The 21,888-nt window shown below is 63.7% G+C and carries 21 protein-coding genes and 1 pseudogene; 16 read left to right on the top strand and 6 right to left on the bottom strand.

All coding sequences use genetic code 11. The annotated features are described in order from the left end of the window. Positions 1-61 precede the first annotated feature (61 nt). From U1R88_RS15155 to U1R88_RS15110, 10 genes are all read left to right on the top strand, one after another. Complete coding sequence (locus U1R88_RS15155; RefSeq protein WP_322431966.1) at positions 62-829, top strand: MtnX-like HAD-IB family phosphatase; 768 nt, start codon at positions 62-64, stop codon at positions 827-829. Next, on the top strand, positions 826-1,740 hold the full coding sequence (locus tag U1R88_RS15150) for an arginase family protein (protein ID WP_322431965.1): 915 nt from the start codon (positions 826-828) through the stop codon (positions 1,738-1,740). Before U1R88_RS15155 ends, U1R88_RS15150 begins: the two co-directional genes overlap by 4 nt. Then, positions 1,737-2,099, top strand: coding sequence for an EamA family transporter (locus tag U1R88_RS15145; protein ID WP_068292525.1), 363 nt, complete (start codon positions 1,737-1,739; stop codon positions 2,097-2,099). Before U1R88_RS15150 ends, U1R88_RS15145 begins: the two co-directional genes overlap by 4 nt. Beyond that, a complete protein-coding gene (locus tag U1R88_RS15140) occupies positions 2,096-2,998 on the top strand; it encodes an alpha/beta hydrolase (RefSeq protein WP_322431964.1) in 903 nt (300 codons plus the stop codon). Before U1R88_RS15145 ends, U1R88_RS15140 begins: the two co-directional genes overlap by 4 nt. Then, a complete protein-coding gene (locus tag U1R88_RS15135; RefSeq protein WP_322431963.1) occupies positions 2,995-4,131 on the top strand; it encodes a GNAT family N-acetyltransferase in 1,137 nt (378 codons plus the stop codon). The genes U1R88_RS15140 and U1R88_RS15135 overlap by 4 nt, the downstream gene beginning before the upstream one ends. Then, positions 4,128-4,523 (top strand): EamA family transporter, encoded by a 396-nt coding sequence (locus U1R88_RS15130; protein ID WP_322431962.1) that lies wholly within the window; start codon positions 4,128-4,130, stop codon positions 4,521-4,523. Before U1R88_RS15135 ends, U1R88_RS15130 begins: the two co-directional genes overlap by 4 nt. A gap of 2 nt (positions 4,524-4,525) precedes the next feature. Then, on the top strand, positions 4,526-6,328 hold the full coding sequence (locus U1R88_RS15125) for a sensor histidine kinase (protein WP_322432286.1): 1,803 nt from the start codon (positions 4,526-4,528) through the stop codon (positions 6,326-6,328). Beyond that, positions 6,303-7,685, top strand: a complete 1,383-nt coding sequence (locus U1R88_RS15120) for a sigma-54-dependent transcriptional regulator (RefSeq protein ID WP_322431961.1) — start codon at positions 6,303-6,305, stop codon at positions 7,683-7,685. The genes U1R88_RS15125 and U1R88_RS15120 overlap by 26 nt, the downstream gene beginning before the upstream one ends. Before the next feature lie 24 nt (positions 7,686-7,709). Continuing rightward, a complete protein-coding gene (locus U1R88_RS15115; RefSeq protein WP_322431960.1) occupies positions 7,710-8,972 on the top strand; it encodes a cyclopropane-fatty-acyl-phospholipid synthase family protein in 1,263 nt (420 codons plus the stop codon). Positions 8,973-9,087: 115 nt separating this feature from the next. Then, the gene (locus U1R88_RS15110; RefSeq protein ID WP_322431959.1) at positions 9,088-10,644 is read left to right on the top strand and encodes a B12-binding domain-containing radical SAM protein; all 1,557 of its coding nucleotides are present in this window, start codon (positions 9,088-9,090) and stop codon (positions 10,642-10,644) included. Between the two features lie 159 nt (positions 10,645-10,803). Here U1R88_RS15110 and U1R88_RS15105 read toward each other — a convergent pair whose 3' ends face one another. After that, the gene (locus tag U1R88_RS15105; protein WP_322431958.1) at positions 10,804-11,331 is read right to left on the bottom strand and encodes a DUF6428 family protein; all 528 of its coding nucleotides are present in this window, start codon (positions 11,329-11,331) and stop codon (positions 10,804-10,806) included. A 47-nt stretch (positions 11,332-11,378) separates the two neighbouring features. On the opposite strand from U1R88_RS15105, the gene U1R88_RS15100 reads away from it, so the two are divergent. The 5 genes from U1R88_RS15100 to arsH are packed head-to-tail and all read left to right on the top strand — an operon-like array spanning position 11,379 to position 14,870. Further along, positions 11,379-11,741: an ArsR/SmtB family transcription factor gene (locus U1R88_RS15100; protein ID WP_322431957.1), complete on the top strand. Its 363-nt coding sequence runs from the start codon at positions 11,379-11,381 to the stop codon at positions 11,739-11,741. Further along, a complete protein-coding gene (locus tag U1R88_RS15095) occupies positions 11,734-12,264 on the top strand; it encodes an arsenate reductase ArsC (protein ID WP_322431956.1) in 531 nt (176 codons plus the stop codon). The genes U1R88_RS15100 and U1R88_RS15095 overlap by 8 nt, the downstream gene beginning before the upstream one ends. An 8-nt stretch (positions 12,265-12,272) precedes the next feature. Further along, positions 12,273-13,103 carry an arsenic resistance N-acetyltransferase ArsN2 gene (gene arsN2, locus U1R88_RS15090; RefSeq protein WP_322431955.1) on the top strand — a complete coding sequence of 277 codons (831 nt, stop codon included), beginning with the start codon at positions 12,273-12,275 and terminating at the stop codon, positions 13,101-13,103. Between the two features lies 1 nt (position 13,104). Further along, on the top strand, positions 13,105-14,157 hold the full coding sequence (gene arsB, locus U1R88_RS15085; protein WP_322431954.1) for an ACR3 family arsenite efflux transporter: 1,053 nt from the start codon (positions 13,105-13,107) through the stop codon (positions 14,155-14,157). After that, positions 14,157-14,870 (top strand): arsenical resistance protein ArsH, encoded by a 714-nt coding sequence (gene arsH, locus U1R88_RS15080; RefSeq protein WP_322431953.1) that lies wholly within the window; start codon positions 14,157-14,159, stop codon positions 14,868-14,870. The genes arsB and arsH overlap by 1 nt, the downstream gene beginning before the upstream one ends. A gap of 91 nt (positions 14,871-14,961) precedes the next feature. Here arsH and U1R88_RS15075 read toward each other — a convergent pair whose 3' ends face one another. Both U1R88_RS15075 and U1R88_RS15070 read right to left on the bottom strand, forming a co-directional pair. After that, positions 14,962-15,819, bottom strand: coding sequence for a MipA/OmpV family protein (locus U1R88_RS15075; protein WP_322431952.1), 858 nt, complete (start codon positions 15,817-15,819; stop codon positions 14,962-14,964). Between the two features lie 152 nt (positions 15,820-15,971). Beyond that, positions 15,972-16,529, bottom strand: coding sequence for a TetR/AcrR family transcriptional regulator (locus U1R88_RS15070; RefSeq protein ID WP_322431951.1), 558 nt, complete (start codon positions 16,527-16,529; stop codon positions 15,972-15,974). A gap of 176 nt (positions 16,530-16,705) precedes the next feature. Here U1R88_RS15070 and U1R88_RS15065 point away from each other — a divergent pair, with 176 nt between their 5' ends. After that, on the top strand, positions 16,706-17,275 hold the full coding sequence (locus U1R88_RS15065) for a hydrolase (protein ID WP_322431950.1): 570 nt from the start codon (positions 16,706-16,708) through the stop codon (positions 17,273-17,275). A 107-nt stretch (positions 17,276-17,382) separates the two neighbouring features. On the opposite strand, the gene glyA is transcribed toward U1R88_RS15065, so the two are convergent. The 3 genes and pseudogenes from glyA to U1R88_RS15050 all read right to left on the bottom strand — a co-directional run. Further along, positions 17,383-18,687, bottom strand: a complete 1,305-nt coding sequence (gene glyA, locus U1R88_RS15060) for a serine hydroxymethyltransferase (protein ID WP_322431949.1) — start codon at positions 18,685-18,687, stop codon at positions 17,383-17,385. 45 nt (positions 18,688-18,732) lie between these two features. Further along, entirely contained in the window at positions 18,733-21,426 is a 2,694-nt protein-coding gene (locus tag U1R88_RS15055) for a phosphoenolpyruvate carboxylase (RefSeq protein ID WP_322431948.1), read from the bottom strand. A gap of 339 nt (positions 21,427-21,765) precedes the next feature. Then, positions 21,766-21,888, bottom strand: a pseudogene (locus U1R88_RS15050) (catalase (peroxidase I)-like protein); the annotation flags it as partial.

The raw sequence follows: 21,888 nt of genomic DNA, 5'->3' as shown, positions 1-21,888 counted from the left end.
CAAAGCCGACTGGCATGCATCTTGCGACGAGGAGGCAAATCTCCTGCCGGCGGATCGTGAAATGGCGTATCGGATATATTGCGACTTCGATGGAACGATCGCGACAAGCGACGTGACCGACGTGCTGCTGGAAGCCTTTGCGGCACCCGGCTGGCGCGACATCGAAGCCCAGTGGCAGGCGGGCCTGATCGGTTCCGCCGTTTGCATGGCCCGTCAGGTCGCGCTGCTGCAATGCAGCCGCCCTGCCCTCGATCATCTGCTCGACGCCATCGACATCGATCCCGGTTTCGTCGACTTCGTCGCCTTCTGCCGAGACCATGACATCGAGCCGATCATCGTCAGCGATGGTCTCGATTATGCAATCCGGCGCATCCTGTCGCGCGTCGGCCTGGGCGACCTGCCCGTCATTGCCAATCGCCTGATGTTCCTGGCCGAGGATCGTCATGCCATGCTCAGCCCGCATGCCTCCCTAGCCTGTCATTCCGCAGCCGGAACCTGCAAATGCGAAGCCGTGCGTTCGGCCGGCAGCGCGGAGGCGCACACCACCATCCTGATCGGCGACGGGCGTTCCGACTACTGCGCGGCCGGGGTCGTCGATCTCGTCTTTGCCAAGGCAGGCCTGTGGGAGCACTGCCAGGCAAACGGCATCGCGCACCTGCCTTATGCGGATTTTGCCGAGGTCACCCGGCTTCTGGCCGAGCGGCTGCCAAACCTCGGCGGCACCGGTTTGGCCGACCTGCCCATCCACGCTCCCAGCGGAGCCTTTTTCGGACAGGAAAAGCAAGCAGTCGTGCTCGAAGCCGATATTCCCCGCAGGGTGCTGCCATGATGCCGATCCGGGTCCTGGATCTCGACGGCAGCCTGCCTGGCCAGGGGCCGATCACCCGGCGCCTGCAGTCCGGCCAGGCTGTCCTGCATGACCTGCGCTCGCTCGGGCCGGCCTTGCGCCTATGGGCGCGCCGCCAGGCCTATGCCGCCTTCGAAAGTTTCTGGGCCGGCCTGCCGGCCTCGTCGGGACCGGCGCTGACGCTGGTCGGTTCCGGCGATTTCCATCACCTTACCGCCAGTTTCATCGCCTCCGCTCCGGGGCCGTTGACCGTGCTCCATTTCGACAATCACCCCGACTGGTGCTGGACCATGCCCCGCCGCCATTGCGGATCCTGGGTCAACGAGGCGCTCGCCCTGCCACATGTCCAGCGCGTCGTCACCATTGGCCCCTGCAGCGACGATCTCGTGCGTCCAGACCGCAAGGGCGCCAATCTGGAGGCTTTGTCGAACGGACGGCTGGAACTCTTCCCCTGGTGGCATGGTCCCTCGGAAACCCGCAAGGCCGTCCGCAGCGGCGCCGGGCATGTCGCCGCCGACGGGTTGATTCGCTGGCACAACCTGGTGGACCAGGACTGGGGCAACTTCCTCTGTGCCCTGATGGAACGCGTGCCGACGGAGCGGATCTGGATCACCATCGACAAGGACGTGCTGCCGCCGACCGAAGCCGTGACCAATTGGGACCAAGGCGGACTGCCGCTGCAACGCCTGATCGAAGCCATCCGGCGCCTGGCAGCCAATTTCAGCGTGGTCGGTGCCGATATCTGCGGCGAATACGCGCCGATCCGCCATCGCAATCCCTTCAAGCTCATCGAATCTCGGCTCGACCAGCCGCGCGTCGAGGCGGCGCCCGATCTCTCCGTCAATGCCCATACCAACGAGCGGCTGATTGCTGCCTTCGAGGCTGCCCTATGAACGGTTTCGCCCTTCTCGTCCTCTTCGGCACGATCCTGTGCGACGTCGTCGGCCAGCTCTGCTTCAAGGCAGGCCTCGACGGCGTCACGGGCGGGGATTCCTCGCGGCCGGTCTGGCTCAAGGTCGCGACCACGCCATTGATCTGGCTGGGCGTGGCGACCTACGCCATCGAGATCGGGGCCTGGCTGTTCGTGCTGTCGCGCATGCCGCTGAGCCTGGCCTTCCCGCTGGCGAGCCTCTCCTATTGCGGCATCGCCCTCGCCAGCCGCTTCATCCTCAAGGAACCGGTATCGCGTCGGCGCTGGCTTGGAACCGCCCTCATCGCCGTAGGCGTCGCCATTGTGGGGACCTCGACATGAATGTCCACACCCCGATCGGCCAGCCCGAGGCCGAAAGCTCTCCATCTACTGCCCAGCCCCATGCCTTTCACTATGCCGGCGGCCCGACTGCCATTCTGTTGATCCACGGGCTGACCGGCACGCCGGCCGAGTTGAAGCTGGTCGCCAAGGGCCTCGCACGGGCCGGCTATTCGGTCTATGGCGTGCAGCTTGCGGGCCATTGCGGCAGCGAGGCCGATCTCACCGCGACCGGCTGGAAGGATTGGCTGGCCAGCGCGCTCGAAGCCTTCGACCAGATCCGCCAGGACCACGACGCCGTGTTCGTCGGCGGCCTATCGATGGGCGCGCTGCTGGCCCTGCTGGTGGCATCCCACCGGTCCGACCGGGTGGCCGGCTGCCTGCTCTATTCGCCGACCATGTTCTATGACGGCTGGAGCGTGCCGCGCGGCAGCGTGCTTTTGCATGTGGCGATCCTGCTCGGGCTCGGACGCTTCTTCCGCTTCCGTGAGAATTTTCCCTACGGCATCAAGGATGACCGGCTCCGGACCCGCGTGCAGGCCGCCATGGAATCCGGCCGAAGCGAAGAGGCGGGCCTGCTCTACATGCCCGGCCGCAGCCTTGCCCAGCTTCTCTACCTCATCCGGGACCTGAAACCGCGCCTGCCCGCCCTGCGCACGCCGGTCCTGGTCCTGCACGCCCGCGAGGACGACGTCACCAGCATCCGCAATGCCAATTATCTGGCGGCCAATCTTGGCGGCAATGTCGAGAAGATCCTGCTGGAGAACAGCTACCACATGATCACGCTCGACCAGGAGCGGGAGCTGGTGATCGATCATTCCGTTGGTTTTCTCAAGCGCACCGAGCCTCGACGGCTTACTGCGCCCAGCCTGAGCCTGGCGCTCAATCGAGGACGATCATGACGCTCACCGCCATCGTCGAAAACTCGATCACCGCCTTCGACAGCGCGGACTGGAACCGCTGCTTTCCGTCCGATCCGGAAAACTGGGCCTTCTATCGCGCCTGCGAGGAAGCCGGGCCTCCCGGCTTCACCTGGTACTACGCGGCCATCCGCGACGATGGCCGCCTGATTGCGGTCGTACCGGCCTTCGGCACCGAATATCGCCTCGACACCACCGTGCAGGGCGTCTTGAAGCGGATCACCAACCAGATCCATCGCCTGCTGCCGGCCCTGCTGTCGCTGCGCCTGATCGCCTTCGGCTCGCCGGTTGCCGAAATCTGCCATCTCGGCTTCGCGCCGGAGGTGCCGGCCTATGACCGGCCCGCGCTGCTCAGGCGTATCGTCGCTGCGCTCCAGGAATTCGGCGCGGCCAAGCGCTATGGCCTGCTCGGCATCAAGGACGCCCCCTCCCGCGACGACGGCCTGTGGCGCGGCGCGCTTGCGCCGAACGGCTTCACCCGCCTGCCCGGCCTGCCGACGGCCGTGCTCGACCTCCCCTATGGCAGTTTCGACGCCTATCTCGAAAGCCTGAGCAAGGCCACCCGCAAGGACATGCGGCGCAAGCTCAAGGCCTTCAAGGATATCCGCGTCGAGCAGCGTCGCCAGATCGACGACGTCGTAAGCGAGGTGTCCGCCCTCTATGAGCAGACGGTCGCCCATAGCGACCTCCAATTCGAATATCTGCCGCCGGACTATTTCCCGCAGCTGCTGCGCTTCCTGGCCCCGGAGGCCAGCGTCTTCCTTTATTGGCACGGCAGCGAGCTGGTCGCCTTCAATTTCGTGATCGAGACAGCGGATCGCCTGATCGACAAATATATCGGCATGAACTACGCCGTCGTTCCGAAATTCAGTCTCTATTTCAACAGCTGGCTGCACAATGTCCGCTATTGCATCGAGCGCGGCATCCCCGTCTACCAGAGCGGCCAGGCATTCTACGGCCCCAAGCTGCGTCTGGGCTGCCGGTTGCAGCCCAATTGGCAATATTTCCGCCATCGCAACGCGGCGATTAACACCATATTGCAAGTCGTCGCCAAATTCGTGCGGTTGGACCGTTTCGATCCCGCGATCGCCAATCTCGTGAAGGAAGCGGCATGACCAACGCAATCTCCACCATGCGTCCAGGCTACCGCAATACCTTGTTTGCGTGGCTGCTCCTGCTGGTGTTCGAGACCACCTCGCAGCTTGCCCTCAAGATCGGCGGCGAAGCGCTGGCGCATCTGCCTTTCGGCCTGGCCTGGCTGATGCAAGCGGCAAGCAATCCCTGGGTCATCGTCGGTGTCTTCGGCTATCTCGGGGCCTTCTCGGCCTGGATGGTCATCCTCGATCGCATTCCGCTCAGCTTCGGCTTTCCCCTCACCGCCGTGGTGATGCTGGTGGTTGCCATCGCCTCCCACTACGTCTTTGGTGAAGAGCTCTCACCCTGGCGCCTGGTCGGCATCGGCCTGATCGTCGCAGGGGTGGTCGTCATGGGAGGAGGCGACGGGTGACGATGCTCACCGTTCTCTATAAGTGGTGGAGCCGGTCGATACGCTGGAAGCTTGTCGGCGTGTTCGTCATCATCAGCGTCATCCCGATGCTGATCGCAACCAAATTTGCCACGCAGGTCGTCTCCACCACCTTCGAGGACAATGTCGAGGCCTGGCTGTTCCAGACCTCGCACTTCTTCGTGGCCAACATCCTCGACCAGCGCAGGGAAACCGCCAGCATCGCCGACGTGCTCGCCGAGAACGGCAGCCTGACCGCCCTCGTCACCGGGCAGTCGCGCGAGATGCCGCCGGCCGTGTCGCATATGATCAACGCGCTCGGCTACGACCTCCTGCTGATCTCCGACAATGAAGGCAGGGTTGTCTTCTCCTCAAAGCCCGCCACCAACATCACCAGCGTGCCCTTCGGCGAGGGCCAGAAGCTCTATCTCGACGTCATCGACGGTACGCCGACCCTGATGGCAGCGGGTTCCAGCACCTTCGACTATCAGGGCCAGCGCTACCACGTGCTGATCGGCACATTGGTCGACCAGAGCTTCGTCGCCAATATGGGAGCGCTGTCGTCGCTGACCGTTCGCCTCTACTACAAGGTCAATGGTCAGTTCACGCAAGTCTACGCCTCCGGCGGCCAAACATCGGTGGCCCTGCCCCCGGCAACGCTGACCGAGGTCGCCGGCAATGCCGCCGACGAGTATACATCCGCCGACATCGATGGCGAGGATACGTCCATCGGCATCTATGCGCCGATCCGTGACGGCAACAATCTCATCGGCGTGCTGTTTTGCGGCCTCAGCTCGGACTCGGGTATTGCCGACTGGGTAACGAGCAAGAACCTGTTCATCGCCATCTTTGCCTTCGGCATGCTGCTGTCGCTCGGTGCCGGGCTGATCATGTCGCGCCTGCTCACCAGCCCGGTCATCCGCCTTGCGGAAGGCGTCAACGCCATTGCGAAGGGCGATTTCAGCCAGCGCGTGCCGACCCGCCGGCATGACGAGCTTGGCCAGTTGTCCGTCGCCTTCAACTCGATGGCCCAGCAATTGGAGGGCCTGCGCAAGATGGAGGCCAAGCTCAGACGGCGCGAGCGCATGACCACGCTCGGCGAGGTCGCCGCCGGGCTCGCCCATGAGGTGCGCAATCCGCTCGGCATCATCAAGACCTCCGCCGAACTGCTGCAGAACAGCGCCAACCTGTCGGAGGTGGAGACACGGCGCCTGGGCTATGTCATCGACGAGGTCCGCCGGATCGACCAGCTTATCCGCGACTTCCTGGCCTTTGCCCGGCCGCCGCAGCGCATGACGGACCTGGCTCCCGTCGATCTTGTCGACCGGGTTCTCGGCAGTTGCCAGAGCGAGATCGAGCAGCAGCAGGTCCTCGTCAATGTCGAGGACGAAAGCGGCGAAGCCCGCATCCATGTCGATCGCGACCAGATGATCCAGGCCTGCCTCAACCTGGTGCTCAACGCTCTGCAGGCCATGGAAGGAACGCCCGAACTGGCGACGGCACCCGGTCTTGCCGTTCGCCCCCGCCTCGACATTCGCATCACCACCGAGGGAGACGAGGTGCATTTCATCTTCGCTGACAATGGGCCGGGCATCCCGCAAACCCTGATCGACCGCATCTTCGATCCATTCGTCACCACCAAGGACAGTGGCACCGGGCTTGGCCTCGCCCGCGTCTTTGCGGTGGCGGAAGGCCATGGCGGCTGGATCGAGGCCCGCAACGCCACGCATGGCGGCGCCATTTTCGAACTCGTGATACCCGCATCCCAACGGAGGGCAGGCGATGTCCCAAACGATCCTGCTCGTTGACGACGAGGTCAAGCTGCTCGACGTGCTGAGCGGCGTGCTGGAGGGGCTGGGTTATCGTCCGCTCACCGCAAGCAGCGGCGCCGCCGCGCTCGAACGGCTCGAACAGGAACCCGTCGATCTCGTGCTCACCGACCTGCGTATGCCAGGCATGAGTGGCCAGGAATTGCTGGCGGAGATCCACCGCCGCCATCCTTCGATGCCGGTGGTGATCATGACAGCTTATTCGACGGTACGCGACGCTGTCCAGGCCATCAAGGACGGGGCCTTCGACTATATCGACAAGCCGATCGAGCAGGAGGAACTGGCGACGACCCTCGCCAACGCCCTACGCCTGCACGAGGCCTTGCGTGACAATGAGCGCCTGCGCCGGGAATTGGCGGGGCGCTACAAGTTCGACACGCTGGTGGGCAAGTCCCCCGCCTTCCAGAAGGTGCTGCGCGCGGTCAGCGAAGTGTGCGAGCAGCGCACCACCGTGCTGCTCACCGGCGAAAGCGGTTCGGGCAAGGAAGTGGTGGCGCGCGCCATCCACTTCAACAGCCCACGCCAGCGCAAGCCTTTCGTCGCGGTCAATTGCGCCGCCATTCCCGAGGCGCTGTTGGAAAGCGAGTTCTTCGGCCATGTGAAAGGCAGCTTCACCGGTGCCGTCAGCAACCGCGTCGGTCGCTTCGCCCAGGCCGAGGGCGGCACGCTCTTCCTCGACGAGGTCGGCGACATGCCGCTCAACCTGCAGGCCAAGATCCTGCGCGTGCTGCAGGAACGCCAGTATGAGCCGGTGGGCGCGACGGGTTCGCGCACGGCCGATGTGCGCATCATCGCGGCGACAAACCGCGACCTCACAGCCATGGTGGCCGAGAATAAGTTCCGCGAGGATCTCTATTACCGCCTCGCCGTGTTCCCGATCGCCTTGCCGCCCCTGCGCGAACGGGCCGAGGATATCCCGCTGTTTCTGGACCTTTTCGCCGATGACCTCGCGCCAACCCTCGGCAAGCGCGACATCCGCTTCAGCCCCGATGCCGTACGGGTACTGACCGCCTATCGCTGGCCCGGCAATATCCGTGAATTGCAGAATTGCGTCGAGCGCTCGCTGATCTCGGCCCGCAGCCCGGTGATATCGGCTGCCGACCTGCCGGCCTACATCGCCGAAAAGCCGGGCAACGGCACGGCACAGGACTTTCCCATTCAGCTCGACGATGTCGCCGCCGCCTTCGAGCGCGGTCTCATCGTCGAGGCCCTGAAGCGGGCCGAGGGCGTGCAGGTGCGCGCTGCCGAACTGCTCGGCATCAATGAGCGCAGCCTTTGGCACCGGCTGAAGAAATACGAGATCACCGTCTCCAAGACGGTCGGGCCGCGTTCCTAGCGTCGCCCAATAGGAGATCATGAGATGGCTTCCACCTTGGACCGCATCCTCCGCTGGGCCTTTGCGAGGATCGTCAGCCGCGGCAATCTGACGGTGGTGACGCCCGCCGGAACCCGGCTCGCCTTCGGTGACGGCAGCGGCGAGCCGGTCACTGTCCGCCTGACCGATCGGGCTGGCGTTATCGCTCTACTGACCGATCCCGACATGCGGCTCGGCGAACTCTATATGGACGAGCGCTTCCTGGTCGAACAGGGCTCGATCTACGATTTCATCCATCTCATCCTGCGCGAGGGGCAGAACCAGACCCATCCCCTGCCCGCGCGCCTCATCGATCGAGCCCGCGCCGCGCTGCGCCGGTTCCGGCTGCGCAACCTGCCGGGCCGTTCCAAGCGCAACGTCGCGCATCACTACGATCTCGACGGACGCCTCTACAATCTGTTCCTGGATGCCGATCGGCAATATTCCTGCGCCTATTTCGAATATCCCGGCCAAAGCCTGGAGGACGCCCAGGCCGCCAAGAAGCAGCACATCATCGCCAAGCTGCGGATCGGGCCGCAGCACAAGGTGCTCGACATCGGCTCGGGCTGGGGCGGCCTCGCCTGCTCGATGGCCGAAGCGGGTGCGAGCGAGGTCCGAGGCGTCACCCTGTCGGAAGAACAACTCGCCTTCGCCAGGGAACGCCCCAAGGGCACCGCGGAAGGCCGCGTGCATTTCGACCTGATCGATTATCGCAGCGTCCAGGGCCATTTCGACCGCATCGTCTCCGTCGGCATGTTCGAGCATGTCGGCCTTGCCCACTATGAGACCTTCTTCAAGACCGCGGCCCGGCTGCTCGCCGATGACGGCGTCATGCTGCTCCACACCATCGGCTGTTCGGCAGAACCCGGCTTCACCACGCCGTGGCTCGACAAATACATCTTCCCCGGCGGCTATATTCCCTCACTATCGGAGATCCTGCCGGCCATCGAGCGGGCCGGTCTGATCGTCACCGATGTGGAGGTATTGCGCCTGCATTACGCCGAGACGCTGAAGGCCTGGCGCGAGCGCTTCCTGGCGCGCTGGGACGAGGCAGAAGCGCTCTACGACGCGCGCTTCTGCCGGATGTGGGAATATTACCTCGCCGCCGCCGAAGTCGCCTTCCGCTGCGAGGACCTCGTGGTCTTCCAGATCCAGCTTGCCAATTCCAACCAAGCCCTGCCGACGACGCGCGACTATATCGCTGCCGGACATCCGCCGCCGGCCGGCAATTTTACGACCGTAGACACGCAGCTCGAAAGCGCAGCCTGAAACGACACGCCAAGTTCTTCCCCCGAGGCTCGCCGCCCGGGGCAAACCTTCGAACACAACGAACTGATGGAATAGCCGCAAGAACATCCTTCAACACCACTGAACGGTGACGACCATGGCCCATATCGTGCTGATCAATCCGCGCTTCGAAGCTTCCTATTGGGGATTGGAACATGCCTTGCCCCTGTTCGATGCCAAGGCCAATCTGCCGGTCGCCTGCCTGCCCTTGCTGGCGGCGCTGACACCATCCGAACACACCGTGACCCTGATCGACGAAAACGTCGAGGCGATCAACTACGAGCTCTGCGCCCGCGCCGACATCGTCGGCCTTACCGGCATGATCGTGCAGCGTTTCCGCATGCGCGAGATCCTCAACGAGTTGAAGCGCCGCAACTGCTTCGTGGCGGTCGGCGGCCCCTGGATCACCGTGCGCGAGGACTATTTCGGCGATGATGCCGACGTCGCCTTCATCGGCGAGGCCGAGGAAAGCTGGCCGCGCTTTCTGGATGACTGGGTCCAGAACCGTCATGCCCGTCGCTACGAGCAGGCCGACAAGACCGACATGGCCACGGTGCCGGTACCGCGCTTCGACCTCCTCAAGATGGACGACTACGCCGTCGGCAGCGTGCAGTTCTCACGCGGCTGCCCGTTCACCTGTGAGTTCTGCGACATCATCGTGGTGTTCGGCCGCAAGCCCCGCATCAAGACCAGCCGGCAGGTCATCGCCGAACTGGAGGCGCTGCTGGCGACCGGGATGGATACTGCCTTCATCGTCGACGACAATCTGATTGGCAACAAGAAGGCGATCAAGGAAGTTCTGCGCGACGTCATTGCCTGGCAGGTCGCGCATGATTATCCGATGACCTTCGTGACCGAGGCCTCCATCGACCTTGCCGACGATGCCGAGTTGATGGAGCTGATGGTCGACGCCAATATCAGGGTGGTGTTCATCGGTATCGAGACGCCCAACGAGGCCGCCCTGCGCGAGACCAAGAAGCTGCAGAACGTGCGCAAGGGCGCCAGCATGCTGGAGAAGGTCCATACCATCCAGCGCAGCGGCATCGAGGTGTGGTGCGGCATGATCCTGGGTTTCGACAGCGACGATGCCACCATCTTCGAGGCCCAGCGCCGGTTCATCAAGGACTCGCGCATCGTCAACGCCATGGTCGGCATGCTCGCGGCCATTCCCAAGACCCCCCTCTACGCCCGCCTCGCCAAAGAGGGGCGGCTCGATCCCACCGACCGCCAGATCTATGGCACCAATGTCATCCCGCTCAATTTCAGCCGCGAGGCGCTGCGCGACGGTTATCTCGAGGTGATGGCCGACCTCCATCGGCCCGAGGCCTATTTCGATCGTCTCGATGCACTCTATCTCGACGAGCGCATCGAGCCGGAACGCTCCAGGCTCAGGCATCTGCGCCGCCACCCGCTACAACTGGCCAAGCTCAACCTGATGTGGATGTTCGAGGCCGCCGGCATCTTCCTACGCCTGATGCGCCGGGTGCCCCAGAAGGAGTTGCGCCGGATCTACCGCCAGCGTCTGTGGATGATGCTCAAGCGACGGCGATCCCCCGTGGTGATGCAGATCTACGCGATCAAATGCGCCATGCATTATCACGCCCACACCATGATCACCGACATGCGAGCCGGGCGGATCGTCAACTCCTTCTGAAAAATGCGGAGCAAGCCTGCGCTCGGCCTAGTACTACAGTTGCTTCTTTGTTCGAAAGGTATTTGGAGTGTCAGCCTCCACAGCTCCACCACTTGATGGAGCTGTGGAGGCTGACACTCCCCTTTTCCCGTGCTCCTTCATGCAAACGCAACTGCAGTGCTAGCAGCACCGGCCGCCGCTTGCGTTCGAACTGCAGCACGCAGTCGCCTCGGCCAGTTGCTCGAGCCGATGGCGCGGCTTGCAAATTGCCGGGCGCCCTTCGAGTTTGAGGACGAGCTGCTCGCCACCGGCGATTTCAAGGGCACCGACATCGAATATCTGCATGGGCTCGCCAGGCTGGCCCACCTCGAAGGTAAGCCGGGCATCCGCTTCGAGGTCCACCCTTTCCGCGACCCGCTGCAGGATTCGTTCAAATTTGGCGACGGACATGAAATCCCCGCCGGCGGTCGCCTCGATGTCCTCCACCTGCAGGATGGTTTCCCGCCAGGCATCCGGGGAGGCGCCACAGTCCAGGGTGATGAATGCGCCCGCCTTGACCTCGGTGATATGATAGCCGGGCCGTATCGTCCGCCCGCCATAGTTCAGCACCAGCGCCTTGCCGGCATGGGGTTTCAACGCAGCGAGGAAACCGCTGTGCGAGGCATCGCCGCCAAATTCAATCATCAAGGGGCTGGCAGAAGCGTTCATGTTGATGTATCCATCATCTCAATGATTCTTGAGATGTTGAGATAAAGATGGACGAAAAGCAAGCCCTCGATGCCTTCGCCGCCCTATCCCAGGAAACGCGGCTCAGGATCGTCAAGCTCCTGGTGACGGCTGGCCCGGACGGCATGGCGGCTGGCGCGATCGGTGAAGCCATGGACGGCGCTTCCTCCTCGCGCATGTCGTTTCACCTCGGCCACCTCGAACAGGCTGGCCTGGTCGAGTCACGCCGGGAGGGGCGCTCGATCCTCTACAGCGCGACCTATCCGGCGCTCTCCGGCCTGATCGAGTTCCTGATGCGCGACTGCTGCCAGGGGCACCCGGAAGTCTGCAATCCTGCCGTCGCCTCGCTCTCCGCTTGTTGTGCTCCTCGAAAGGATGTCACCCATGCCTGACCCGCACACCTACAATGTGCTGTTCCTGTGCACCGGCAACTCGGCGCGCTCGATCCTGGCCGAAAGCATCCTGCGCAAGGACGGCGCAGGTCGCTTCAATGCCTTCTCGGCGGGAAGCAAGCCCAGGGGTAGCGTCAATCGCTTCGCGCTGCATTGCCTGGAACGAGCAGGCTATCCCGTCGACGGCCTGCGCTCGAAGAGCTGGGACGAGTTCGCCGGGCCGGATGCCCCGCAGATGGATTTCGTCTTCACCGTCTGCGACGACGCCCATGGCGAGACTTGTCCAGTGTGGCCCGGACACCCGATGTCGGCCCATTGGGGCATCGAGGACCCGGCCCGCGTCGAGGGCAGCGACATCGAGAAGGAAACGGCCTTCGTCACGGCGCTGCGTTTTCTCAAGAACCGCATCGGTGCCTTCACAGCGCTACCGGTCTCCAGCCTGGACAAGGCCTCGCTTCGGGCACAGCTCGTTGAGATCGGCCAATCCGAAGGGGCAACCTCGCCCCGCAACAGCGCGGCGTGACAGCAAGCATGGACATCATCATCTATCACAATCCCGATTGTGGCACCTCTCGCAACACGCTGGCCTTGATCCGGCAATGGGGGATCGAGCCCCATGTCATCGAATATCTGAAAACGCCTCCCTCACGCGCCCTGCTGGCGCAACTCGTCGAGCGAATGGGCATCGGCGTGCGAGGCCTCGTCCGCCAGAAGGGCACGCCCTATGCGGAACTCGGATTGGATGCGCCTGATCTGACGGAAGACGAACTCCTGGATGCGATGGTCGCACATCCCATCCTGATCAATCGCCCCATCGTCGTCAGCCCTCTTGGCGTGAGGCTCTGCCGGCCGTCCGACGTCGTGCTCGATCTCCTCCCTCCGATGACAGTCTCGTCGGCGATCGGGAAGGAAGAGGGTGTGCCTTTCCTCAAAGACACTCCGATAGCTCCGACCTATCCGGCCTTGCTCGCAAGCCTCCGGGCAGCAAATCTGCCGACCGACGATTTCGCCGAGCCCGGCCGCACCTTCTTCGCCTATGAAACGCTCGACGGCCGGCCTGTCGGATTTGGCGGCTACGAATTGCAGGGCGACGAAGCTCTGATCCGATCGGTCGTGGTCCTGCAGAAGGCCAGAGGAACGGGGATCGGCCGCAACATCGTGCCCTTGCTGCTCTACCGGGCCTATGAAGCTGGTGCAAAGCGAGCCTGGCTCCTGACGACATCGTCATCTGATTTCTTCTCTCGCGTCGGCTTCAAGCCTGTAGAGCGGGCAGTTGCACCCGCATCAATCCTGGCGACACGCCAGGCGTCATCGCTTTGCCCCGCCAGTGCGGTCCTCATGACCCGCAAGATCAGTTTCTGACATGTCCACATTCGAACGCTACCTGACGCTTTGGGTTGCCCTTTGCATCCTCGCCGGCATTGCGCTCGGCCATTTGATGCCGGCGGCCTTCCAAACCATCGGCGCCGCCGAGATCGCCAAGGTCAATCTCCCGGTTGCCGTACTGATCTGGCTGATGGTCATCCCCATGCTGCTGAAGATCGACTTCGCCGCCCTGCGCGAGGTCGGGCAGCACTGGCGGGGCATCGGCGTCACCCTCTTCATCAATTGGGCCATCAAGCCATTCTCCATGGCGCTGCTCGGCTGGCTGTTCATCGGCTGGCTGTTCCGGCCCTATCTGCCGGCGGTCCAGATCGACAGCTACATCGCCGGGCTGATCATCCTTGCCGCGGCACCCTGCACCGCCATGGTGTTCGTCTGGTCGAACCTGACCAGGGGCGAGCCGCATTTCACCCTGAGCCAGGTCGCGCTCAACGATGCCATCATGATCATCGCCTTCGCGCCGATCGTCGGCCTGCTGCTCGGCCTATCGGCGATCACCGTGCCATGGGACACGCTCGTCCTGTCGGTCGGGCTCTACATCGCCATTCCGGTGATCGTGGCACAATGGCTCCGCCATCGTCTGCTGGCTGCTGGCGGCCAGGCGGCGCTCGAGCGTTTTCTCGCGCGTATCGGCCTCGTCTCCCTGCTGGCGCTCCTCGCCACGCTGGTGCTGCTGTTCGGCTTCCAGGGCGAGCAGATCATCGACCAGCCGCTCGTGATCGCGCTGCTTGCCGTACCGATCCTGATCCAGGTCTATTTCAATGCAGGGCTTGCCTACCTGCTCAATCGTATCGCAGGCGAGCAGCATTGCGTCGCCGGTCCCTCAGCCCTGATCGGCGCCTCCAATTTCTTCGAGCTTGCCGTTGCCGCCGCCATCAGCCTGTTCGGCTTCAACTCGGGGGCAGCCCTTGCAACCGTCGTCGGTGTGCTGATCGAAGTGCCGGTCATGCTGTCAGTCGTGTGGATCGTGAACCGGTCAAAGAATTGGTACGAGCGGGGTTCCTCTGCGACCGCCGCGGAAGGACGCAATTGATGATCAACGACCTGCCCAACATCGCCGCTGATTGCGTTGAGATCCCCTCGCTCGATCGTCTGCGGCCGAAGGCGTCAGTACATCCGCCACGCATCCTGATGCTTTATGGCTCGCTACGGGAACGCTCCTACAGCAGGTTACTGACCTTGGAAGCGGAACAGCTCCTCAGGCATTTCGGCGCAGAGACCCGTATCTTCGATCCCCATGGCTTGCCGCTGCCGGACACCGAGCCGGCAGACCATCCCAAGGTTCGCGAACTACGAGAACTGTCGGAATGGTCGGAGGGGCAGGTCTGGTGCAGTCCTGAGCGCCATGGTGCCATGACCGGTATCATGAAGACACAGATCGATTGGATTCCCTTGTCGATCGGAGCGGTGCGCCCGACCCAGGGTAAGACGCTTGCCGTCATGCAGGTCTCTGGCGGCTCGCAATCCTTCAATGCGGTCAACCAGATGCGCGTCCTCGGCCGCTGGATGCGAATGATCACCATTCCTAACCAGTCCTCGGTCGCCAAGGCTTATGAGGAGTTCACGCCCGATGGCCGCATGAAGCCCTCGCCTTATTACGAGCGCGTCGTCGATGTAATGGAAGAACTGGTCAAGTTCACTTTGCTGACGCGCGATGCCTCCGATTACCTCACCGATCGCTATAGCGAGCGGAAGGAAGCACACGCCGCCCTCGAAGCCCGTCTCAAACTGGCAGAAGTCCGATGATCCAATCCCACGCTGGCCCGTGATCGCCATCATCCGGGCGGCACGGATCTTTGCGCGGGGAGCTTCCTAACCGCGCAAATCGCAAAACGCTTCAGCGGAATTTCAGGCCGAAGGAATAGCTCAGGCTGAGGCCGACCGTGTTCTGGTTGAGCGAACCGAAACGCTTCGTGACCGGACTGTCCGCGGCATCGCCCGTCAGGCGCTCGAACTTGTCGTAGAGCGTCGCCTTCCAGGCCGGCGAGAACTGATAGGAAACCGAAGCCAGGGCGCCATAGGCCTTGATGCCGGCTGAGGGATCGTAGGGTATCACCTTGCCGTTGCGCACGGCGTCGCGCTCCGTCACGCCGAAGGAGGAGCGCATATAGGTGCCGTTGCCGACCGACAGGCGCGGGCCGATCGAAAAGGTGAAGGCGTCGTAGGGCTGCACCCAATCGGCCGAGAAATCGGCGACCAACCCCTGCCCGGCCCGCAGGGCCTGGCGTACTTCAGCACGGACACGCAACTGGTTCTCGATCAGCCAGTATTCCATGAACAGGCCGGCATCCAGCGTTGCGGGCACCGTATGCACCCCGGCGAGGTCCCGCTCATCTGATCGCGAGCGGCCGCCACGGAAATCGGCAGCGGGCCCGATGGCAAGGCCGTGGCTCTCGAACACCGAAAACGAGAACGCGTCATCCGGCGCACCCCATCCGGGTGCCTCCCCCGCCCGCCTGATGTCGAAATCGGAGGGTAGCACCGTGACGCTGGTTTTCGAGGCTCCCTCATAGGTCGGTCCATACTGGGTCCCGACACCCACCGTCATGATCCAGTCCGGACCGGCGTCGGGCTGCGAGGAGAAGTTCAGCACCGAATAGGGAGAACGTTCATCGGCATGCACTTGGGAGCCGGGCGTGAACGCGCCGGCGGCAAGGCCAAGGAACGTCAGAACGGGCAATACTCTCGAACGCATGGACGCGGCATCCTCAAACTGGATCGTACTTGCGGCGCGTTCCGTCGCGTTGACAAGCAAAATCAGGCTAGAGGCTTAAGATTTCATGGGCATGACGCGTTTGTGCCACGGGAGAAATCTGCCGTTCATCGCCTCGTCTTGAGTGTCAATCGTCACGGCCGAGCCGGCGTCAGCTTGGCCCCCAGATAGAGACGGTTCATCAATCTGAGCTGGTCGGGCGCGCCCGGCGTGGTCGGCGCGTCCTTGCGCATCATGCCGACCATGGTCTTCATATTGTTGAGCACCACCGCGGCAATGTCGTCGGCCTCGGCCTCCGCCAAACCCGGCGCGTTGGCCTTCAGCGCGGCACGTACGCCGGCGAGCGCCTGGGCGCGAAAGCGCAGGCGGATCTGCGTCCAATCCGTCCTGGAATCCAGCAAGGCCGTGACAGCGCGCGCCTGGGGATGGAGTTGCACCAGGAGTTCGATCAGAATGTCCGCCAGCTGCTCCGGCGTGGCGCTTCCTGCCTGGTCGCGCACGGCGTCATAGGCCCCAGCAAGAACCGTCGCATAGCGATCCATCAGGGCGTCCGCCACCGCGTCCTTGCTGGGAAAGAAACGATAGAGCGAACCGATGCGGGCATCGGCGCGCTGAGCGATCTCCGCCATCGTGGTCGCCTCGAAGCCACGCTCCTGAATCACCTCCGCCGCCGCCTCCAGAAGTTCAGCCACGCGTTGGCGGCCGACCTCACGCTGTGGCGCCAGGGTTCTGCGTTTCTGGCTTGACAAATTTGAGTCCATCCTCAAATAGATGTTCTGCTTGAGTTACTCCTCAAATAGATAGCGGCCTTCGTGCCACCGCGCAATCCGGCGCGAGCCGGTCGGGAACTCGGCGAAAGGATGGTTCCATGCTTGCTTTGCCTGCCAGCACCACGGCCCTCATTCTGATCGATCTGCAGAAGGGAATTGTCTGTACACCGGCCGAGCCCTATTCCGGCCCGGATGTGGTCGCCCGCGGAAGTCTACTCGCCCAGCGCTTTCGCGCAGCCGGAGCGCCCGTCATTCTCGTCAATGTCGCCTTTTCCGCCGATCGCGGCGATGCCCTCAAGGCCCCCGTCGACCAACCCATGAGAATACCGCCCGGCGGCTTTCCCGAAGGCTGGGCGGATCTGGCCGAGGGTCTTGCCGAGCCCTCCGATCTCCGGGTCACCAAGCATCAATGGGGCGCCTTCTATGGCACCGAGCTCGATCTGCAGCTGAGGCGGCGCGGCATTACTACCGTGGTCATCGGCGGCATCGCCACCAATATCGGCGTCGAGTCGACCGCCCGCGCTGCGCACGAACACGGCTATGCCGTCGTGCTGGCGGAAGACGCCTGCACGGGCCGCGCCGCCGACATGCACGCCTTCGCCTTCCAGCGCATTTTCCCCTTGCTCGCCCGCGTCACCAAGACCGACGACATCGCGCTGCAGCCATGAGAAGCCCACAGGCACGGTCGGGGATACGCAGCTAGAAACCCAAACCGGCGACGGCGGGACAAGGCCATGGCGCTGACAGTCGCCATGGCCTTTCGTTGCGTTGTCGCTCAGTCATAGATCGGGAAGCGGGCGAGCAGACTGTGCACCGCCTCGCGCACGCCGACTTCCACAGCTGAATTGCTCGCCTCGCCATTGGCGGCGAGACCGTCGATCACCGCCAATGTGAGGCGGGCGACCTCCTTGAATTCCTCGACCATGAAGCCGCGGGTCGTGCAGGCCGGCGTGCCCAGGCGTACGCCGGAGGTGACCATCGGCCCCTGGGGATCGAAGGGAATGCCGTTCTTGTTGCAGGTGATATGGGCCCGGCCGAGCGCGGCCTCCACCGCCTTGCCGGTGAGGTTCTTGCGACGTAGGTCCACCAGCATCAGATGGGTATCGGTGCCGCCCGACACGATGTCGACGCCACCCGAGGACAGGGCCTCGGCGAGCGCCTTGGCATTGTCGATGACATTTGCGGCGTAGGTCTTGAACGCGGGCGTCAGCGCCTCGCCGAAAGCCACCGCCTTGGCGGCGATCACGTGCATCAGAGGGCCGCCCTGCAGCCCCGGGAAGACGGCCGAATTGATCTTCTTGCCGATTTCCTCGTCATTCGACAGCACCATGCCGCCACGCGGGCCGCGCAGGGTCTTGTGCGTCGTGGTCGTCACCACATGGGCATGGTCGAGCGGGTTGGGATGCACGCCGCCGGCGACCAGGCCCGCGAAATGCGCCATGTCGACGAAGAGCTTGGCGCCGACCTCGTCCGCGATCTCCCGGAAGGCCTTGAAATCGATGATGCGCGGATAGGCCGAGCCACCGGCCAGTATGACCTTGGGCTGGTGTGTCCTGGCAAGGTCCCGCACCTGGTCAAGGTCGATGCGATGCGTCTGCGGGTCGACGCCATAGGAAACCACGTTGAACCACTTGCCGGACTGGTTGACCGGCGCCCCATGGGTGAGATGTCCGCCTGCCGCCAGATTGAGGCCGAGGAAGGTATCGCCCGGCTGCATCAGGGCCATGAACACCGCCTGGTTGGCCTGGCTGCCCGAATTGGGCTGCACATTGGCGAAGCTGCAGTTGAACATCTGCCGTGCCCGCTCGCGGGCAAGTTCCTCGACCTCGTCGACATGCTGGCAGCCGCCATAATAGCGCCGCCCGGGATAGCCCTCGGCATATTTGTTGGTGAGGACGGAGCCCTGTGCTTCCAGCACGGCCCTGGAGACGATGTTTTCCGAAGCGATCAGCTCGATCTCCTCGCGCTGGCGATGGAGCTCGCGGCCGATGGCGCCGCTGACCGCCGGATCGGCCTCGGCCAGGTTATCGCGAAAGAAATGGCCGGTATCCGTACCAGTGGATCTGACGGGGCTGTCCATGAAACTCCTCCCTTGTGGCGCCCGGAGGCGCTGATATGACCATCGTCAGCCGGTCCAACCGAGCCCGGCCGAGATGCAGTTGATCGAAAGCAGCAGGGCATTGACCGCCCGCTTGGGGCTGGCGGACTTGCCGTCCTGGGCGCGCACTTCACGCAAGAGCTGGACCTGCAGGCGGTGGATCGCATCCATCTGCGGGCGAATCTGGTCGAAATGCCGCTTGAAGGAGGGAAACCGCTCCGAAAGGGCCAGCCCGCCATTGACCTCGCCGATCATCTTGCGGGTCAGCTCATATTCGGCAGCGATCTTGCGATAGATGCGTTCACCCACTTCGCCGTCCTGCACCAGCGAGGCATAGAGGCGCCCGATTTCCATGTCGGTCTGGTAGAGGCCCTTGTCGACCTCGTCGACGACGAGCCGGAAGAAACGGGAGCGCTCGAACATCTGGCGCAGGAGGTCGAGTCCGGCCTCGCCGCGAACGCTGACGAAGGAGTTGAGCGCACTGCCGATGCCGTACCAATTGGTGATCAGGTGCCGGTTCTGGCTCCAGGCAAAGACCCAGGGAATGGCGCGCAGGTCGGAAATGTCGCGGGCGCCGAAGCGCCGGGCCGGCCGAGAGCCGATCTTGAGCAGCGACAGTTCCTCCACCGGGCTCGCCTGGTTGAAATAGTCTATGAAGCCCGGCTCGCGGATCAGGCCGGAATAGGTGGCCTGCGACATGCCGGTGAGCGCTTCCAGCGCCTCGTTGAACTCGGGATTGTCCTTGAGCTGGCTCTCGTTGCGCGACTTGACCGAGTGCGCGAACACGCTCGCGGCCAGGATCTCCAATTGGTAGAGGCCAGTGCCGCGATTGGCGAATTTCGACGATACCACCTCGCCCTGCTCGGTGACGCGCATCACCCCGTCGATGGTGCCGGCCGGCTGCGCCGCGATGGCCCGGCCGGTGGGCGCCCCGCCGCGACTGACCGAACCACCCCGGCCATGGAAGAAGCTGATCTTGACCTTGCGCTTGACGCCCAGGGCGGTGATGCGCCGCTGGGCCTTGCTCAGCTCCCAATTGGACGCAAGGAAGCCGCCATCCTTGTTCGAGTCGGAGTAGCCGAGCATCACTTCCTGGCGGTTGGCGAATTCGCGCACCGATCGGCGCACGATCGAAATGCCGAACAACTGATCGAGAATATCGGGGGCGGCACGCAGGTCGGCGATGGTCTCGAACAGTGGCACCACGCGCAGATTGATGGTTCCGCTGCCATCGGAAGCGGTGGCAAGCCCGCTATATTGCGCAAGGAGATAGACGGCGAGCAGGTCGTCGCAGGACCGCGTCATCGACAGGATGAAGGCACCGATCGCGCCCGTGCCCGGATCGGCGGACGCCTCGCGGATGACATCGAAGAGGTCGAGCAGTTCCCTGGCTTCGTCCGACAAGGCCGCCCGGTCGAAAGCCGGTCTCCTGCCCGATTGCAGCTCGGACCGCAAGCGCGCGCTCCATGGGCCAGTTTCCGGCTGCGGCGCCTCGCTTCCCGCGATCTGGCCGAACAGCTCGGCCAGCACGCGATTGATCACGGTGGAATTCTGCCGGATGTCGAGCGAGACGGTCCGGAAGCCGAAACTCTCGACCTGCTGGCGCAGGGGACGAATGAGACGCCGTGCCGTCAGGGAGCCGCCCAGCCTGACGAGGACGTTTTCGAGTTCGCCGAGATCGGCGTTGAAGGCATCCGCGCGGGTATAGGGCTCCGCCATGGATTCGCTGCGCATGGCACGCAGGCGCTCCAGCATGCCTGCCGCGAACTGACGCAGGGGCTCTCCAGGGTTGCGGGCCATGACGGCCGACACCGCGCCTGTCGAGCGCAGGAGGCGCTCCAGGGCCTGGCCGAAATCCTCCGGAATATCGACGACGTTGGCGCTGACGCTGAGCACGGTCACCAGACGGCGCACCTGCTGAATATACCAGCCGATGATGGCCTGGCGGCAGGCATCGAGCGCATAGGCCGTGGTCTTGGCCGTGACATTGGGATTGCCGTCGCGGTCGCCGCCGATCCAGGAGGCGAAATGCAGGAAGGGTGGCACCTTGATGTCATATTCCGGGTAGTGGCGCGCCAGAGCCTCCTGGGCCGTCTCGTAGATCCGGGGTGTCGCCTCGAAGATGACCTCGCGGAAGAAGTGGAGGCCCCAGGCGATCTCGCGCTCGACCGAGGGGCGTTCGAGCCGCAACTCGCCGGACATCCACAACAGCTCGATCTCGCTGGCCAGATCATTGACATGCTGCTCGCGCTCGCGGGGAGCCCAGCGATGCTGCTCCAGTTCGGTGAGCTTGCGATAGATGCGTCGGTGGATCTCCAGAACGGTGACGCGCTTGGCTTCGGTCGGATGGGCCGTCATCGTCGGCCCGACCCACAACTGGTCGAGCGCGGCCTGCACCTCCTCGGCCGGATAACCGGCCGAGGCGATCTCGCCCATCACATTGGAAAAGGAACCGACGATCTCGTCGGCGCCGCCGACTTGCTCGAGCTCGCGCCGGGCGCGCATGGCCAGCAATTCGTTGGCGATGGCAACCAGCTGAAACCAGATCCCGGTCGCCTGGAGGGCACAGATGCGTTGCTTCTTGTCGAGCGTATCCAGTGGCTCGGTGCCGGCCAGCACCGCAGCTAGGGATGGCTCGCGTTCGCTGACGACGGACAGGAGCAGCCTGAACAACAGGCTGCGTACATCCTCGCGGAAACTGAGTGGCCTGCTCTCGTCCAAGGCGTCCCCCGTTCGTCTAGCGGTGATCCCGCAGGCAGGAGGCCCGATACCGGCCTTTCGCCTGTTCCCCTGAATGCTTCGTTCTTGGGATTTTTGGTTGGCTTAGCAGAGCGCGTTTTGCCTCGGTTGGGAACGCCCGGACGGGTAGAAATCCTGCTCGTTCGGGTGGTGGAAAGACTGGCCGCCCGGATGACACCGATTGCCCTGCCGAGGAATGGCGGCCCCTCGCCTCACCCAGGGCGTGGTGGACGAGGGGTGTGCAACGGCAAGCCAGCAAAAGAAAACGGGGGCGACCGATGTCGCCCCCGCGTCTTTGAGAAACTGCGATTTTCCTGAAGATCAGGCGAGATCGAAGCGATCTGCGTTCATGACCTTTGTCCAGGCAGCGACGAAGTCGGTCACGAACTGGCCCTTGGCATCATCGCTGGCATAGACCTCGGCCAGAGCGCGCAGCTGGGAGTT

The organism is Labrys sedimenti, from assembly GCF_034424805.1.
Lineage (GTDB): Bacteria > Pseudomonadota > Alphaproteobacteria > Rhizobiales > Labraceae > Labrys > Labrys sedimenti.
This window is presented reverse-complemented; position numbering and strand designations above follow the sequence as displayed.